Origin of the sequence: Stenotrophomonas sp. DDT-1, from assembly GCF_001580555.1 — a bacterium.
Taxonomy (GTDB): domain Bacteria; phylum Pseudomonadota; class Gammaproteobacteria; order Xanthomonadales; family Xanthomonadaceae; genus Stenotrophomonas; species Stenotrophomonas sepilia.
This window is the reverse complement of the sequence record NZ_LEKR01000040.1, coordinates 1-18,052: the sequence shown is the minus strand read 5'-3', so window position 1 is coordinate 18,052 and position 18,052 is coordinate 1. Positions and strand designations below refer to the sequence as shown.

12 protein-coding genes are annotated in these 18,052 nt (G+C 61.7%); 8 read left to right on the top strand and 4 right to left on the bottom strand.

Translation table 11 applies throughout. The features are described from left to right. Window positions 1-108: 108 nt before the first annotated feature. The 8 genes from AB839_RS16590 to AB839_RS16555 all read left to right on the top strand — a co-directional run bounded on the left by AB839_RS16590 (window position 109) and on the right by AB839_RS16555 (window position 10,315). Window positions 109-1,506: a UbiA family prenyltransferase gene (locus AB839_RS16590; protein ID WP_061480223.1), complete on the top strand. Its 1,398-nt coding sequence runs from the start codon at window positions 109-111 to the stop codon at window positions 1,504-1,506. Continuing rightward, on the top strand, window positions 1,503-2,816 hold the full coding sequence (locus tag AB839_RS16585) for an FAD-binding oxidoreductase (protein WP_082783366.1): 1,314 nt from the start codon (window positions 1,503-1,505) through the stop codon (window positions 2,814-2,816). Before AB839_RS16590 ends, AB839_RS16585 begins: the two co-directional genes overlap by 4 nt. A gap of 2 nt (window positions 2,817-2,818) precedes the next feature. Continuing rightward, window positions 2,819-3,550 (top strand): SDR family oxidoreductase, encoded by a 732-nt coding sequence (locus tag AB839_RS16580; protein ID WP_061480204.1) that lies wholly within the window; start codon window positions 2,819-2,821, stop codon window positions 3,548-3,550. A 1-nt stretch (window position 3,551) separates the two neighbouring features. Continuing rightward, window positions 3,552-4,496, top strand: coding sequence for an NAD-dependent epimerase/dehydratase family protein (locus AB839_RS16575; protein WP_061480203.1), 945 nt, complete (start codon window positions 3,552-3,554; stop codon window positions 4,494-4,496). 740 nt (window positions 4,497-5,236) lie between these two features. Next, window positions 5,237-7,099, top strand: a complete 1,863-nt coding sequence (locus AB839_RS21595) for a hypothetical protein (protein ID WP_154350194.1) — start codon at window positions 5,237-5,239, stop codon at window positions 7,097-7,099. Between the two features lie 128 nt (window positions 7,100-7,227). Beyond that, window positions 7,228-8,523, top strand: coding sequence for an NAD(P)/FAD-dependent oxidoreductase (locus AB839_RS16565; RefSeq protein ID WP_061480202.1), 1,296 nt, complete (start codon window positions 7,228-7,230; stop codon window positions 8,521-8,523). Beyond that, window positions 8,520-8,921, top strand: a complete 402-nt coding sequence (locus AB839_RS16560; RefSeq protein ID WP_061480201.1) for a GtrA family protein — start codon at window positions 8,520-8,522, stop codon at window positions 8,919-8,921. Before AB839_RS16565 ends, AB839_RS16560 begins: the two co-directional genes overlap by 4 nt. Next, entirely contained in the window at window positions 8,918-10,315 is a 1,398-nt protein-coding gene (locus AB839_RS16555) for a hypothetical protein (protein ID WP_061480200.1), read from the top strand. Before AB839_RS16560 ends, AB839_RS16555 begins: the two co-directional genes overlap by 4 nt. Before the next feature lie 68 nt (window positions 10,316-10,383). On the opposite strand, the gene AB839_RS16550 is transcribed toward AB839_RS16555, so the two are convergent. The 4 genes from AB839_RS16550 to AB839_RS16535 form a co-directional block, all read right to left on the bottom strand. Beyond that, on the bottom strand, window positions 10,384-12,687 hold the full coding sequence (locus AB839_RS16550) for a glycosyltransferase family 2 protein (RefSeq protein WP_061480199.1): 2,304 nt from the start codon (window positions 12,685-12,687) through the stop codon (window positions 10,384-10,386). Window positions 12,688-12,710: 23 nt separating this feature from the next. Then, entirely contained in the window at window positions 12,711-14,834 is a 2,124-nt protein-coding gene (locus AB839_RS16545) for a glycosyltransferase family 2 protein (protein ID WP_154350193.1), read from the bottom strand. Window positions 14,835-14,893: 59 nt separating this feature from the next. Then, window positions 14,894-17,059 carry a class I SAM-dependent methyltransferase gene (locus AB839_RS16540; protein WP_061480198.1) on the bottom strand — a complete coding sequence of 722 codons (2,166 nt, stop codon included), beginning with the start codon at window positions 17,057-17,059 and terminating at the stop codon, window positions 14,894-14,896. Window positions 17,060-17,073: 14 nt separating this feature from the next. Beyond that, window positions 17,074-18,052: Wzt carbohydrate-binding domain-containing protein (locus tag AB839_RS16535; RefSeq protein WP_061480197.1), on the bottom strand; the 979-nt coding region annotated here is incomplete at its 5' end.

Genomic DNA, 18,052 nt, shown 5'->3' with positions numbered 1-18,052 from the left:
GGTTCCCTTATCATTCAGGGTGAATTCAACCGTGTGGAAAAGGAAGTACATGCAGCATCACGCCATTTTCTGCGAAGAGGCACGTCCGCTGTGACCTCATCACGTGCCCTGTGCGTCGATCTGGATGGCACCCTGCTCCGCTCGGACATCCTGTACGAATCGTTGCTGGCCCTGCTGGCCCACAACCCCCTGTACATTTTCCTGGTGCCGTTCTGGCTGCTGCGGGGCAAGGCCTACGTAAAGCGCCAGCTGGCCTCGCGCGTGCAACTGCCCGCTGAGACCCTGCCCTATGACGAGCGGGTCCTGGAGATCCTGCGCACCACCACGCAACGCCCCCGCGTGCTGTGCACCGCCTCCGACCGGCTGCTGGTACAGCCCATTGCAGACCACCTCGGACTGTTTGAAGAGGTGATGGCCAGCGACGGCCACACCAACCTGTCCGGCAGCAACAAGGGGCAGGCACTGGCAGCGCGCTTTGGCGAACGAGGCTTCGACTACATGGGCAACGGCACGGTCGACCTGAAGGTCTGGGCCCATGCCGGCGGCGCGATCGTGGTCAACAACGGGGCCGGGCTGGCCAGTGCTGCGGCGAAGCAGACCGAAGTGCTTGACCATCTGCCCTCTCAGAACGGCGGTCTGATCACCTGGATCAAGGCGCTGCGCGTCTACCAGTGGCTGAAGAACCTGCTGGTGCTGGTACCGCTGCTGACTGCCCACCGCTTCTTCGATCTCACCTCGATCATTGATGCGGGGGTGGCCTTCCTGGCATTCGGCCTGTGCGCATCCGGCGTGTACCTGCTCAACGATCTGCTGGACCTGACCCCAGACCGCATGCACCCGCGCAAGCGCAAGCGCCCGTTTGCCGCGGGCACGCTGCCACTACTGCATGGCCTACTGATGGCGCCGTTGATCACCCTGGCCGGCTTCGCCCTGGCGCTGGCCTGCAGCCCGGCCTTCGCCGGCGTGCTGCTGTGCTACTACGTGATGACCCTGAGCTACTCGCTCAAGCTCAAGCGCATTGTAATGATCGACGTAGTGATGCTGGCGGCGCTTTACACCGTGCGCATCATCGGTGGCGCGGTGGCGATCAACTCCGAGCTGTCGTTCTGGTTGCTGGCGTTCTCGATGTTCGTGTTTCTCAGCCTGGCCATGCTCAAGCGCTACACCGAACTGGCCTCGGCACTGGCCAGCGGCAAGGAAATGGCAATCGGCCGTGGCTATTCGGTGGCCGACCTGCCGCTGGTGCAGTCGCTGGGCGCGGCCGCCGGCTACATCGGCGTCGCGGTCTTCGCGCTGTACATCAACAGTCCCGAAAGCCTGGAGCTGTACACCAATCCCAAGCTGCTGTGGCTGTTGTGCCCGATCCTGCTGTACTGGATCAGCCGCATGTGGATCGTCTCCCATCGTGGCGACATGCATGACGATCCGATCGTATTCGCAGCGATGGACCGCGGCAGCCAGATTGTCATCGGCCTCTGCGTGCTGATCGTCCTGCTGGCGATATGAGTGGAATGATCGGCCAGTCCTGGGGACGCTATCCGCACGTTGAGCAACGGATCCTCCCGGTGCTCGACCGCGATGGCACGCTGCCGCTACCGGTCGACGGTGGCAGCGTCCTGGGTCATGGCAATGGCCGCAGTTACGGCGACAGCTGCCTCAACCCAGGCGCCACGCTGCTGACCAGCCGTGCCCTGGACCGCTTCATCGATTTCGACACAGCCACTGGCACCGTGCGTTGCGAGGCAGGGGTGACGCTCGCCGACATCCTGGACATCGCGCTGCCGCGTGGCTGGTTCCTGCCAGTCACCCCGGGCACCCGCTACGCCACCGTGGGCGGTGCGATCGGCAACGACGTGCACGGCAAGAACCACCATCGCGCAGGTACGTTCTGCCACCACGTGCTGCGCCTCGAGCTGCTGCGCAGCGATGGTTCACGGCAGCAGCTCACGCCAAACGACAGCAGTGGCCTGTTCGCAGCCACCGCAGGTGGGCTTGGCTTGACCGGCTTCATCACCTGGGTCGAGCTGCAGCTTCGTCGGGTACCCGGCCCATGGATCGAAACCGAGTCGATCCGTTTCGGCAATCTCGCTGAGTTCTTCGAGCTTTCGCGCGACTCCGCCGAAGGGTTTGAATACACGGTGGCCTGGATCGATTGCCTGGCCAAGGGCGCAAACCTCGGCCGCGGCCATTTCCTGCGTGGTGACCATGCCCCTGGGGATGCGCAGGCGGCCACGCCCAGTTCGGCCCCTCGCCGCAGCATGCCCATCGTGCCGCCAGTTTCGCTGGTCAATCCGCTCACCCTGCGTCCGTTCAACACGCTGTACTACTGGCGCCAGCCGGCACGCCGGACCCGCCACGTAGCGCACTACCAGAGCTATTTCTATCCGCTGGACGGCATCAACCACTGGAACCGCATGTATGGCCCGCGCGGCTTCCTGCAACACCAGTGCGTGCTTCCGCCGGAACACGCCCGCGATGCAACGGCGGCGCTGCTGGCAGAAATCGCCCGCAGCGGCCGTGGCTCGTTCCTGGCCGTGCTGAAGGAGTTCGGCGACCGCCCCTCACCGGGCATGTTGTCCTTCCCGCGCCCTGGCACAACACTGGCCCTGGATTTTCCCAATGACGGACCGGATCTGCTGAAGATGCTCGACCGGCTTGATCGCATCGTCAGCGAGGCGGGTGGCGCCGTGTATCCGGCCAAGGACGCCCGCATGTCCGGGGCCTTGTTCCGCCAGGCCTACCCGGCCTGGGAAGCCTTCTCCCGCTTCATCGACCCCCGATTCTCATCCGGCTTCTGGCGCCGGGTGATGGAGTAACCATGCAGAAGATCCTGATCATCGGCGCTACGTCGGCCATCGCCGAATCCGTTGCGCGCCTGTACGCCACACGTGCCGCCGCGCTTTACCTGGTGGGCCGCAGTGCCGGCAAGCTGGACGCCATTGCCGCCGACCTGCGCGTACGTGGTGCCCAGCACGTGCATACCGGCGTACTGGACGTGAACGACCTGTCCGCGCACGGCATGCTGCTGGACAATGCCTGGTCGGCTCTGGGCGGCGTGGATACAGTGCTGATCGCCCACGGCACGCTGCCTGACCAGGCAGCCTGCGATGCATCGGTCGAGCTGTCGCTGCAGGAATTCGCCACCAACGGCACCTCGACCATCGCGCTTTCCGCCGCGCTGGCGCAGCGCCTGCAGTCCGGGGCCAGCCTGGCGGTCATCTCCTCGGTGGCCGGTGACCGTGGCCGAGCCAGCAACTATCTGTACGGCAGCGCCAAGGCAGCGGTCACCGCCTACCTGAGCGGCCTGGGTCAGCGCCTGCGTCCGGCTGGCATCAACGTGCTGGTCATCAAGCCCGGCTTCGTCGATACGCCGATGACCGCAGCGTTCAAGAAGGGCGCCCTGTGGGCGACACCGGACAAGGTCGCCGCCGGCATCCTCAAGGCGATCGGCAAGCGCAAGGCCGTTGCCTACCTGCCCGGCTTCTGGTGGGCCATCATGATGATCATCAAGAACATTCCCGAATTCGTCTTCCGCAGGATCAAGCTCTGACATGACTGACAAGCACGCCAAGATCGTCATCACCGGTGCCGCCGGCCTGGTGGGGCAGAACCTGATCGTCGAGCTCAAGCAGCAGGGCTACACCCAGCTGGTGGCCATCGACAAGCATGCCCACAACCTGGACATCCTGCACGGCCTGCATCCGGATGTCCGCGTGGTGAAAGCCGACCTGGCTGAACCTGGCGCATGGGCGACCGAGTTCAACGGCGCCGCCTGCGTGGTGCAGCTGCATGCACAGATCACCGGCAAGACCACCGATCTGTTCGTGCGCAACAACATCACCGCCACCGGCCATGTGTTGAAGGCGACCCAGGACGCGGCTGTGCCGTACATGGTGCACATCAGCTCGTCGGTGGTGAATTCGGTCGCCAAGGACGATTACACCAATACCAAGCGCGAACAGGAAGAAATGGTGGTGGCCAGCGGCCAGCGCCACTGCGTGCTGCGCCCGACGCTGATGTTCGGCTGGTTCGACCCCAAGCACCTGGGTTGGCTGTCGCGTTTCATGGCACGCACGCCCGTATTCCCGATCCCGGGCGATGGCAGGTTCATGCGCCAGCCCCTGTATGAACGCGACTTCTGCCGCTGCATCGCCAAGTGCATCGAAACCGAACCGGACGGCGAGGTCTTCGACATCGTCGGCGATACGCGCGTGGATTACGTGGACATCATCCGCACCATCAAACGGGTCAAGAAGCTGCATACGGTGATCGTGCACATCCCGATCGGCTTCTTTGGCTTCCTGCTGAAGGTCTACAGCCTGTTCAGCAGCAAACCGCCCTTCACCGCCGACCAGCTGAAGGCACTCAGTGCCGGCGATGACTTCAAGGGCATCGACACCGGGGCCGTATTCGGCGTGAAGCAGACGCCTTTTGAAGATGCGATCCGTGAAAGCTACACGGATCCGCGTTACTCCAAGATCGTTCTGCAGCGCTGATGCGGCAGCATGAAACAGGCGTGCCTTCTGTTGCTTCTGTGGGCCGGCTCGCCGTCGGCCTGGCTATCGGAGTCCGCCAGGTCCGCGTTGACACCAGCGCGCCGCAAGCCAGCACGTCGATGGTTGGATGCTGCACTGCCAGGGCTTCAACCTACCGTATACCCGGTCTGACGCTCAATGCGCCGTGCATCAGGCTCCGAGACGGTCGTGGTGATGCCGCTGTTGCTCGCATAGAACGGTTCATCTCCACCCTCGTCCTGACGACAACGAATTGGTTGTTACTGGCTATGTTGACAGGCCGATGCACCGCTCACTCTGGCGCCAGGGCATCCTTCGTTGACCGACGATGACCGGTGCCTCCCCTTCAACTCACGGATTCCTCGGCCTTGCCAACTCATTCTCCAGCTCAGCGCACGTTTTCTCCACTCGCGGCTAAGTTGAGCGCAGTACGGCAATGGCGGGCTGTAAGCGTTGGTGGGGCAGTGCGCGTGCTGCTGAAGGGTTTCCTTTTGGCATTGTTGGCCCTGCTTTGTGCATGCACGTCGCAGCACGACCCGGCTGCAGTACAGTCAGGGGGGTGCGCACCCTCCCAGTCTCCATATCTGCCACCTGATAACCAGGTTTCGGCCCGAATTACCTACTGCGACGGAGGCGATGGATGGACCGGTGTAGTCGAAACGGCTCCCTACCCGCCCGGTACGCGCAAAGTGGATCTTATGCTGGCAGGCTATCCCGGTACGATGGGCATCACCCTGCGGGCAGTGTCTCTGGACACAGATGCTTGGGCCGAACTGAATACGCCTCAGCCCGGCGAGCGCTGGCAGCGGGTCGTTGTCGATGTACCGACCGCCGTCCAATCCGGCGCGTTTGCCATTCGCCTGGAGGATAAGTCCAGTCAACCTTTCGGCTGGGCCGGAGTCGGCGCGTCCCGCCAGCCCCTGCACCAAGCACTGGTAGCGGGCGCGCTACCGCTGTTTGCCGCCGTGGTGCTTGCCAACTGCTGGCTTCTGCTAGTGGCGATGCTGCTGCCGGGTACAGGTACACCTCAGCAACGCCTGCTGAACGCCCTGCTCGCAGCCGGCTGCGTCTGGATGCTGGTCTTCAATATGTTCGTACTGTCGCCCCCGGTGGGAAAAGCGGGGGCGGCGCTCACGCTGCTGCTACCCTTCCTGACGCTGCCGTTGCGCCGACAAGGTCTGCGTGCGGCGGGGGCGGATGCGGTTGCGCTCCAGCGTCAACTGCTACCCACTCTGCTGCTGAGCTGCTTGGTGCTCTGGATCGGCTTGTTCCCCTTCCGTGGTGACGGCGGGAGCTGGAACGACGCCGCCTCGCGCTGGCGAGATCTGCCGATGGATTCGTGGCTCCCCTATGTCTTCGGCGAAATGCTGGCCAAGGGCCACTTGGATGTACCCATGATCGGCGACTGGCTGAGCAGTGACCGCCCTCCCCTGCAGGTGGGACTGTATTTGCAGATGCGCGGCCTGCTGCCAAGTCCTCATGGGCTTACCTACCAAGGCGTTTCTACCTGGGCCCAGGCTCTGGTGATGGTTCCGCTGGGAATATTGGCGGGCAGATTGGTTCATCGGCCAGCGCAGGCCATTTCTCTGTTTGTACTCGCGCTGTCGCCGCTGATGCTGCTCAACACGCTGTTCGTCTGGCCAAAGCTGATCGCTGCCACCTTCTGCCTGATCTACTACCAGTACCTCTTCCCGCTGGATGTGCACGGCAGGCCGTGGATCAAGGCGGGTATTGCTGCGTCGTTGGCCCTGCTTGCACATGGCGGCGCACTGTTCTTCCTGGTCGGCGTGACCGTACTCCACTTCGCCTGGTATCGAAGGGACAGCCTTACCTTGCTCGTACGGACCGCGCCGGTAGCCGCGCTGCTTTATCTTCCCTGGGTAGCCTACCAACGCTTGGTCGACCCGCCGGGTGACAGGCTGATCAAATGGCATTTCGCTGGACGCATCCAAGCAGACCAAGATACGGTACTGCAAGCGATCAGCAGTGCGTATGCCGGCCTTACACTAGGGGAATGGATATCCGGACGCGCCCACAACCTGTCCAATATCATCAAGGGCACGTTTTCGGGCCCAGTCGATGCCTTTGCTATCCTCTTGGGGCGGAACGTTGATTCGATGTCGCAGGTCGTGAACCAGAGCTTCTTCCATCTCGGCTACTCAATGTGGTTCGCTTCCCCCCTGCTGCTGGTTCCCTGCATCGCACTGCTGCGCCGGAATGCCGATCCGGCGTTACGGCCGGTCGTCCAGGCGCTGGCGGCGGCGGTGGCCTCCCTCCTGTTCTGGCTGCTGGTCATGTTCGAGAGCGGCTCCACCCTCATCCACCAGGGAGCCTACGCCACTGTGCTGCTGCTCCAGATGGTCATCCTGCTGGCCCTGCGCCGCACGCTTCCTTGGCTGTTCTATGCCGTTTCGATCGGGAATGTGGCCGTGGCCATCTCTGTGTACATGCTTGATCGGCAGTTCCTGACCAGCATTCAGACCACGTACGTCGTGGTTACGTTGCTGCTGACGGGCGGGCTGTTCGTGGCCCTGCTCTATGCCGCTCCGCACGGACTGCAGCCCACCACGGAGGCGCCGAAGTGATTCCCACTCCTGGTTACGGCATAGTGCGTGCCATTGACGAGTCCTTTCGCGCCTAGTGCCAGCGGTCACTGACGCCAAGGCAAGACCTGGCTGGCCCCACCTTATTTTTACGCTTCTAGAGGATTTACATGAGCAAGTACGCCATCGTCGGCGCAGGCCCCATGGGCCTGATGGCCGCAGTCCGCCTCCTCGATGCAGGCCACCAGGTCGACATTTATGAGCGCGACGACCGCATCGGCGGCATGTCGGCAGCCTTTGATTTCGATGGCCTGTCCATCGAACGCTACTATCACTTCATCTGCAAGACCGACGACCCGCTGTTTGCACTGCTCGACCGCTACGGCCTGAGCCACGCGCTGAAGTGGACCGATACCAAGATGGGATATTTCTACAACGGCCGCCTGTTCAAGTGGGGGACGCCGTTTGCCCTGCTGGGCTTCCCGCATCTGGGGCCGATCAGCAAGTTCCGCTATGCCCTGCACGTGATGTACACCAAGGGCATCAAGGACTGGACAGCGCTGGACAAGGAAGAGGCCGGCGCTTGGATCCGCCGCTGGATCGGCGAGAAGGCCTATAACGTGATGTGGAAGGATGCCTTCCGCCTGAAATTCTTCGAGTACAAGGACAACCTGTCTGCCAGTTGGATCGGTACGCGCATCAAGCGCATCGCGCTGTCCCGTCGCAACCTGATGAACGAGAGCCTGGGCTACCTCGAAGGTGGCTCAATGACGCTGCTTGACCGCATGAAGCAGGATATCCTCAATCGCGGCGGTCGCATCTTCCTGTGCCAGGGCGTCGATGAGGTCGTCAGTGAAGGTGGCCGTGTTAGCGGCATCCGCACCGGTGACACCTTCACCGCCTACGACGGCGTCGTTTCCACTGCCCCCATTCAGTATGTTCCCAACATGGTCCCCGGCCTGCCGGAAAGCTTCCGCGCGCAGATCCGCGCGGTGGAGAACATTCCAGTTGCCTGCGTAATCCTCAAGCTAAAGCATCCCGTCAGCGAGAACTTCTGGATGAATATCAGCGACCCGGGCATCGCCATTCCGGGCGTTATCGAGTACAGCAACCTCAACCCGGGAGAATACCCGGGGCAGAAGATCCTGTACGCGCCGTTCTACATGCCTAAGACACACCCGAAGTGGAAGGCATCCAATGCCGAGTTGATCGAGGAAGTGCTGGGTTACCTGCCGCACCTGAACCCTCAGTTCAAGCGCGACTGGGTATTGGCTACGCACTGCCATCGCTATGAGTTCGCGCAGACCATCTGCCCGCCAGGTTTCCAGGACAGGTTGCCAGCCATGCGTACACCGATTTCGGGCTTCTTCATGGCCGATACCGCGTACTACTACCCTGAGGACCGCTCCATTTCGGAGAGCCTTCAGGCTGCCGAGCGCCTGATCGAAGAAGTGCTCAAGGCATGATCAGCATGCAGTTCATGCGCTTCATTGTCGCGGGCGGCATTGCCGCCGCAGCGAACTTCGGATCGCGCATCCTGCTCAGCCAGGTCATGCCGTACGTGGCAGCAATCGTGGTCGCCTACTGCATCGGCATGGTCACGGCTTTTCTGCTGAACCGGCGTTTCGTGTTCGAAGCTTCCGGCAACCGACTATATCACCAAGCCGGCTGGTTCATCGCCATCAACCTCCTGGCGGTACTGCAGACCCTGGTTGTTAGCCTATTGCTCGCGCGCTGGCTGTTTCCCACTGTTGGCATGACCTTCCACCCCGAAACACTAGCGCATGCGGCAGGGGTGGCGGTACCGGTCTTCACCAGCTACGTAGGACACAAAGCGTTTACTTTCAGGAACAGCCAGCCATGATCATGCATGCCACTTCTCCTGCCCGCAGCCCACTTCTTTCACCGCTGCAGGTTGCCGCCGCCGTAGCGATACTTGCGCTGGTCGTGCGTCTTTTCTATGTGCAGCATTTTGCGGTGCCGATGCCGTTCTGGGACCAATGGGACGCTGAGGGTGCATTCCTACTCAAACCCTGGGTCGACGGCACATTTTCGTGGGAGGATCTGATCCGGACCCATAACGAGCATCGCATTCTCCCCACCCGTCTAGTGACGCTGGCGACCTTTATGGTGACCGGTCAGTGGAACAACATGTACGAAGCACGTGTGGCGGCGCTGGTGTTCTGCGTGATACCGGGCATGCTGGTCTGGCAGAGCCTGCGGCAGCGAGAGGCGGGTGCCCATCGCTGGCTGCTGGTCGTCGCTGCATTGCTGCTCTCGGTGCTGCCATTTGCGTGGGAGAACTTCCTCGTAGGCTTCCAGAGCCAGTTCTACTTCCTAGCTCTGTTCAGCCTGTTCGCCATCCATCTGGCCGCTAGCCAGCACGAGAACATTCTGGCGATGGCCGCAGTAGTGGCGCTGAGCATCCTGGCCACTCTGACCATGGCCTCGGGCCTGTTTACCTTGGTCGCTGTCGGAGGGACCTATGTGCTGGCATGCCTCTGTCTGCCAGGTCGACGCTGGCCCGCACTGTGCGCCACGGCTGTATTGGCTGCCTTGGCCTGCTATGCCTACCAAAAATTGCCGATGATTCCTGAGCACCGTGCGCTGCAGGCGCAGAATGCGCGTGAGCTGATCGACGCGATAAGCCACGTACTGGGCTGGCCCTTGGTCGGACCCCACTGGGCAATCGCGGCGCTGTGGCTTCCCTGTATTGTGTACATCGCAAGAATGGTGGTGCTGCGTCGCGCCACCGCGACCGATCTGAGCATGGCCGGTCTATGTGCCTGGTCCGCCCTGCAGGGACTGGCCATAGCGTACGGCCGCGGACACGGGCTGGACACACCGGCCGCCCGCTACACCGAGCTCTTCACGCCAGGGTTGTTCGGCAACGCTTGGTTTGCGTTGCGACTGTGGAATACCGAAAACCTGAAGAAACCACTGCGCTTAGGTGCCCAGATGCTTGCCCTTGCCTTTGCGGGCACCTTTCTGATTGGCATTCTGATCCGGGTGCCGATGGACACGCGCGCAATGGCGGCCAGGCACGATGCGACCCGGCTGCAGGAAAAGAATGTGCTGAGCTACCTAACAAGCGGCGACCCGGCCGCGCTGGAAGTGAACGCTTTCGAGATTCCCTACCCCAATGCCTCACGTCTTCGCAGCCTGTTGGATGATCCTGCACTGAAGAACGCATTGTACGTAGAGGTAGTCCCGGCACAACAACCGCAGAAACCGGGCCCTGCGCAGCAGAGCCACTGAGGCAGGCGCGGCCGGCAGGAATGGCCCCAATGGCGAACTTTCCCGCCCGTCAAACGGCGGGGACTTGGTCAGTAGTTGCTGACCTGCGGCAGGACGGCACTGGCACGCGGCGGATAGGACAGCGTAAACGGCGTAGATTCCACCGTAAGATTGACGTTGTAGTAGGGATCCTGCAACAGTTGAGCACCCCAGCGTTCCTTCATGAATGCCTCTTCGCGCTTGAACCGCGCGATCTTGGACGGGGTCGTCTCGTAACCACGAGACGCCGACTCATGATGGTAAAGCTCGGCGAAAGGCGTCCACAGATTGCGGTAGCCCGCCTGGCGAACGCGCAGGCAGAAATCAACATCGTTGAACGCTACTTCCAGCCCCTCATCCAGGCCAGACACCTGTTCGAACACCTCCCTGCGCACCACCGCGCACGCGGCAGTGACAGCACTCAGGCTCTGCACCAGTCCACCGCGATGCTTGTCACCCGGCCAACCACGCGGCATGCCGACGTAGCAGTGACCGGCGACGCCTCCAATTCCCAGGATGACGCCTGCATGCTGGATCGTGTCATTGGGGTAATACAGCATCGCCCCGACCACGCCGATTTCCGCCCGCAGCGCGTGGGACACCATTTCCTCGAGCCAACCGGGGGTGATCACCTCGATATCGTTGTTCAGCAGCCCAAGCACGCTACCTCGCGCGTGGCGGGCGCCTGCATTGTTGATGGCCGAATAGTTGAACGGATGTGGATAGTGCAGCACGCGTACCCGACCATCACGTTGGATCTCAGCGAAGTACGCCTTCGATTCCGCCTCCTGTGAATCATTGTCAATGACAAGAATCTCGAAATTCGGGTAGGTGGTCAGCTTCAGGATCGAGTCAATGCACTGCTTCAGCAGGTCGATACGATCGCGCGTTGGAATCAGCAGTGTCACCAGCGGCGCAGGCTCCGGCAGCGGATAGGCAATGCGGAAATAGCCACTATAGGAGGGCATTTCCAGCACTTTAGCGCCCCCACCCATCCTATCCAGATGCCCCTGCACGCTTCGCTGCGCAGCGTGATGCGCATAGGACTTCTCGCCCGGCGCCATCGCGGTCGAGCCCTCGATCATCCGCCAGTGATAGAGTACTTTGGGCACATGGCCGACTTCGGCCGTTGACAGACGCTCGGTCATGCGCAGTACCAGATCCCAGTCCTGCGCGCCTTCCAGGCCTAGAGTGAAACCACCGACTGCCCGTATCAATTCAGCGCGGCAGATGGTCAGATGGCAGACACAGTTCTGCGAAAGGAAAAGATCCGGGTTCCAGTCCGACTTGAAGTAGGGGTCGGAGCGCCGACCGTGTTTGTCGATCTTATCCTCGTCGGTAAACAGCATTTTCCATGCAGGGTTCACCTCGAAAGCGTGCATGCACTCCAGCAGAGCCATCGGGTGAAGCTCGTCGTCATGATCCAGCAGGGCAACATACTCGCCACTGGCCATCTGCAATGCAGTATTGGACGCGGCCGAGATGTGGCCGTTCTCCTGTCGTACCTCATAACGGATGCGCGCATCCAGCGCGGCATACTCCTGCAGGACTTGTGCAACATGTTCGGCCGTGGATGCATCATCGGCAAGACACAATTCCCAGTGCGGGTAAACCTGTGCACGCACGCTTTCAATGCAACGTCGCAACCATTCTTCAGGCGTGTTGTAGGTGGGTACCAGGATTGAAACGACCGGCTTGGAATTCAGTGCAGCGAGCAACGTCGCGCCCTGCGCATCAAATGCCTCACCACGGGCATCGTAGAACTCCTGCCAGACCTCGTAGTCGGAGAATTCACCGGCCGAATTGCGGTTTGCGTACTTCATGTACAGACGTTCGGCCATACCCCGCCGCCCGTAGCGCAGGAAGTCCAGCGTAGTTCTGGCATACAGGCGCATGCGGCTGAGCTCGGTTTCGCGTTCCGCCGCCAGTGCCTGCAGCATCATGCGCAGTGCTTCGACGCGCCCGAGCCTGCGCAGGCGCAGGTCGCTCAGCTCGAAATCCATCGGCGCCACGGAGGGATCGAAGCGCAGGCGGGACATCGTCGTCGCGAAACGGATGACCACATCAAACCGCACTCGCTCGCCCTGAGGCGCAGTGAAGGGAAGCTCGACACGATCATGGTCGGCCAGCGCTTCACCGTAAGCTGGGTACAGTAGTGGCGCATGCAGCCGTCCGCGCAGCACCTTTACCGTGCCGCTGAAAGCATACCAGCCGCCCGCAAGTGCACCGCCTTCCCAAGAGACTTCAAACTGGGGATCGCTGCCATACGCATGCCAGACATCTCCGGCCTGCTCCGGCAAATGTAGCGTGCGGATCTGATGTACGGGTCGAAGGGTCAAAGGTAGGATCGACATACGTTCTCTGGCAATTCTGCCTGTCAAGCAGGCAGGGACGAAACGGGGGTTGCCGCGAATGCGGCACGCGCAACACGCTGTGCATGGCGGAGCGGATCAGTTCCAAAACCGGGGGGGGATAGACTGGCCCCCGGACTGTAGGCAGGATCTGACTCGAGTGTTTCCAACCAGCGTGAACGCATAGTAACTACCTCTGCAGCAAAGCGCGCCTGTTTTTCAGGGTTATCTTCGCTGCCGCGGCTTGCCGACTCGTGATGGACGGCAACGGCATGGGGAGTCCATGCATTGATCCATCCTGCAGCGCCGATCCGCAGGCAGAAATCAACGTCATTGAAGGCCACGGCAAGTGACTCGTCCAAGCCGGAAACTGCATCGAAAACCTGCCGGCGGACCGCCAGGCACGCCGCCGTAACAGCAGAATAGTGCTGAAGCACTCCGGCACGGCCATACTCAGCGCGTGTGCCAGGCGCAGCGTGCGGGAACGCATGCGCCGCCACGCCGCCGATCCCTAGCAGAACACCCGCATGCTGCAGGTGACCGTCGGGATAGAGGAGCTTGGCGCCGACGGCGCCGATCTCCGGCTGCACCGCCAGCCCAACCATCGTCTTCAACCACGACGCATCGATGATCTCGATATCGTTGTTGAGCAGGACAACAACTTCAGCGCATCCTTTGCTGACGGCAAAATTGTTGATCGCCGAATAATTGAAGGGCAGATCGTAGCGGTGCACGGATACACGCTCATCGCCACCTATCTCGTTCAGATAGCTGAGCGTCTCCTGCTCCACAGAGCCATTATCCACCACGTGCACATTGAGGCTGGGATAGTCGGTCCGCTCAAGCAGAGTCGAGAGGCACATCCTGAGCAGATCGACGCGATCCCTTGTGGGGATGATGATATCCACCGACGGCCATGTCGATACGTGAGGTAGATACCTCAGACTGCCACCTGCCGTTGCTTCCACGCGATGCAGGCATCGGCGGGATTCGAAGAATCTCTGCCATACCGCGGCCATTTCCGCGGCCGCGTGGCCCGCAGCCATCATCGGCGCACAGTTCGGTCCTGGCGCGGCTGCAACATGCCGCAGAACATGCGGGATATGCACGGGCAGGCGTTCGTGCTCGGTGCTGTTGGAAAGTTCGACAAGCACACCGAACCACCCGGATTGGTCAGCAACCCGCAGGACGTCGGGGCAAAGCGCCTGGCGCCGTACAAAGGCCGACTGGCCAAGATAGTCCTGTTCGAAGAATCTTAGGCGGTCAAATGCAGGCTTTCGCCACGGCTGCGCCCGCCCGCCATCAGCAAGGGAAACGTCCTCGTCGGTGTAGGCAATTGGCGCTGCCGGGAAACGCAGAGCAACCTGGGCCAGTAGTGATGGCAGGTGTCGATGCAGGCGGTCGCCGCTGCGCAGGCAACCGATCCACTGCCCTTTTGCCTCTCCCAGGCACGCCGCCAGCGCACGACCACCCACCCTGATCACCTGGACTTCCGCACTATCGAAGCGCAGCAGGGAGGCTTCAGTGAATGCGTTGGCAGGATCCTCCACCAACAACGTCAGCCACGGCATATCCAGTGCTGCGCCGCGACCAACGCCCGACGCCAGTGCGTCCAGCAGTCGGTCCTGACGATCACACCACAAGCCGTAGGCGGATCGCCCCGTCTCACGTGCCAAGGGAGTGCGCTCAAGCACGCTTTCGATGTGCGCCACATCCGGCGGGTTGCCATAGCCCCAGGCCGCCGTCGATGCGGCCAATGCTGGGTCGTATTCCAGCTGCGGCGCCAGCAACGCGTCCATGGCCAGCCATCGCGCCTCCAGCGGTTGCACCGGGGTCAGTGTCAATCCGCCGAGGCGGAACTTGGCCGGGCAAGTCGAAGGATCGAAGCGCAGTGCGATCAGAGGAGCCGTTATGTGAACCAGCTGATCCAATCGCCCGCGCCCCAGGTCAGGGAACAAGTCCACCCGCGTGTCCTCGCTGATGCCCTCGCCAAAATCGGGGTACAGGCACGGTCGCTCGATCCGTCCATCGATCTCAGCAAAGTCAGCTTGGACACGGTACCACCCTGGCTGTAGCGGGAAAGCCGAATGGTCCAGGACGAACTGCGGATCAGAACCGCCTGCCACCCACACCGAGCCATCCTCGAGCACCAGATCGTGAAGCGCCCTGGGGTCGAAGCGGAATTTCGCAGGTCTGCGTCGGTGCGGTATCACCGACGCCCTCCCCACCAGCTCCTCTTGCGGTCAGCCATGAGCAGCTGCACGGCATCACGCAGCTCGTTCTGCGATTGAACCAGGTTCTGCACAGTCTGCTCCAAGCTCCGCATGACCTCTTGGCGACGCTCGTCCTGGAGGCTGCCGATGAGATCATCGGCAAGCGCGCGATGCTCTGCGCTCCAGTGGCGCATGGATTCCTCCGCGCGGTCGTCGGTTGCGACCAGTCGCGCATGCAACGCCTGCTGACCGGCGGAGATATGCTGGACCTGCGCGCTGATGCCCTGCATGGCTGGACTCAACCCAGCTTGCATGCTACCCACTACATCGTGCAGCGCCGCCAGCGAGGCATACATGTTGATCATGTGCTGCGAGGACAGATTGAACGAGTGCTGCAGCCCGTCAAGCTTTGCCAGCACGTCGTTTGATGGCTCTGTCAGGGCCGCTGCGGCCATAAGGCGGGGAACGGGCGCCTCCAGCATACCCTCCAGCGCTTCCCGCTGGTCCTTGCCAGTGGCTTCAAGCTGGAAATGGATCTCGTCCAGTATGGCCGCGTCCACGACCGCAGCGCCCGCAGGATCATTGAGGACCTGCGAAATCAGATGCGCCAGCCACTCACGAACCGAACAAGCTGGCGCATCGGCGTCCATTGGGGCTACGGGCGTGCCGCCGTAGGTGAACAACAATGCGCGGGTCAGCAACCAGCCCAACGTCGGGGCCCGCACTGACCATTCGCGGTCGAAATAGGTGATCTCTCCCGTCACGGAGCGCATCAGATTGGACGGCGTCGCGTCGACAAAGTCATCGGGAAGCAAGTCCCCTGCAGTCGGCCATTGCGGGCTCGTTGAAGTGCCCTGTTGCTCCAGCAGGTTGCGCAGCGCCTGAACGTAATCGGCTACGAGAGCGACCATTTGCTCCATCCGCCAACCCGGGCTAGTGAGCAGCGCGCGCCACTCATCAACCACCAAGTTGCCCTGCAAATAGTCCGATGAGTCACAGACAACCAGCTTCACGTTCCCAGCATCGCTCATCGTTTCGTTGGTCAGCGCCATCGATTCGACGCGCACGCCATTCGGCCCGTCGACGAAGCAGGTCTGGCGGGCGAAACGAGCCACACGCTGCGTGCTGAAGTGCCATGCAAGGACTGCAGGGGTCTGGGCTTCGATGGATTCGGCCGATGCTTCAACCAGGAAGGAGTTCGCCAGATCAAGCGACAACCCGTTGCTGGACACCTGCGGCCAGACTCGCTGTAGGTTGAAGGTGGTCGGCGTCAACTGTGGGTCCCGGCGAACCGCCTGTGACAGCAGTGGCGCGATATCAAAGTGCTGACGCGGCGTTGCGAGCGCACGCCCGGACAAGATGGTGGCGGGCACTTTATAGTCAGGCAGCGGCACCAGGAACTCACGCGCGGCAAAGCCGGCCTGCACAAGCAGGTCATCAAGCTCCATGCGCCCGTACGTTCTGGGGCCTTTTTCCGGGTACCGGTTCTCGACGCCCACCATTGGCACGCCAAGATGATCTTCCGGAGCACCGGCGAGGTACTTCAGACCCAGTTTGTTCTCGATTGCCAGGATAAGGCGCCCGCCCGGCTTAAGCAGCCCGCGGACCCGCTGCAGCATGTCCACGGCAGGGTTGTCACTGTCGGAGAAGAGGCTGGCATATTCCAGCACGCCGATGAGCGTCACCACATCGAAGCGTTCGGCCAGCTTGAGATCCTGGAAACGCTCGGCAAGCACCTGCACGTTCCGCAGGTCTCGGGTCCGCTCGCGGGCAATCGTCGCGCGCCGCTGGGAACCCTCAAGTGCAAGTACTTCCGCCCCCGTCTCGCCTAGGTAACGGGTGACCGCGCCACAGCCTGCACCGATTTCCAGGACATGCGCACCGGGCACCAGGAATGATGCAAATGGCCTCAGCAGATTCGCACGCTCGGTGGACAGGTGGTATCGCGAGGGCCAGTCACGGCAAGCAGCCGCGAGTTCGGACGAGAACACGCTGACGTCCCGTGCGCCACGCAATGTTTCCAGCAGCAGGTTTTCCGCGCCATCTCCGTCACTGTAGTCAATGCTGCCAAAGCCAGGCGAATACCACACCCTGCTTTCCGGATCCAACTGGTAGCCTGCAGCGTGCAGTGCGTGCTGAGGGTTCACTGGTGTATCGGTCATATCTGTACTCGATTTCATGGCAGACCTGCCTCCACTGGCAACGACAACTGCATTCCCAGGTCGCTGAATCCGAAGAATCTGGCCTGCATTACCTTGATGTGGATACTGTCGTAACGCCGATCGTGTGGAACGACATCCTCCTCGCCACGACTGGCGAGACCAACAGAGATGAAGTAGTCCCCATCGGCCAATGCGCAGCGGAAGGCAACCTGCACATCGACGCTGGTACCTGCCCTGCCCGCCTGCGTGAAATCGGGCAGCGGTTGGTACTCGGTGTTGGTGCCATAGGCCACCACGCCCTCCGCATTCTTGACCGTCACGCCAAGAATCGGTCGGTGCACATCACGCTCGAAGTGGATGCGCAGGGCCAGGGTGAGGTCAGTTCCCGATTCGATTACGGCCGGATACAGCGTGGTAGGCGAACGCAGGTCGAAATCGACGATGCGTGCGGCACCATCACCCCAACGAAACTCGTGAGGATTGTAATTGGCCCGCTGCTCGTAACCCTGCTGCGCGCCACTGAAGGCCTTTTGCTGCAACAACGCGGCTTCCTCCGTCTGCCCGGACCCAACAGCCGAAGACGAATCATTTGTTCCAAACAGCAGGTTGTAGTAAGCATTGACGACGTGCTTCGGCTTGCCAGTCTGCTGCACTCGCCCACCATCAATCAAAAGCGCACGGTCGCAGTGCTGCACAATCTGGTCCGCCGAATGGCTGACCAGCAGGATGGACGCTCCGTCTTCCTTCAGCTGGCTCAGCCGTGCGAAGCACTTTGCCTGGAACTTTGCATCACCCACCGAGAGCGCCTCATCGACGATCAGCAGCTGTGGGTTGACCTGGGCTTGGACGGCGAATGCCAGACGCACCACCATGCCACTGGAGTAATTGCGGATTGGCTGGTCGATGAAGGCTCCGATATCAGCAAATCCCAGAATGCGGTCGAGGCTTTCATCCACCTCCGCTTTGGAGAGGCCGAGAATGGCGGCGTTGAGG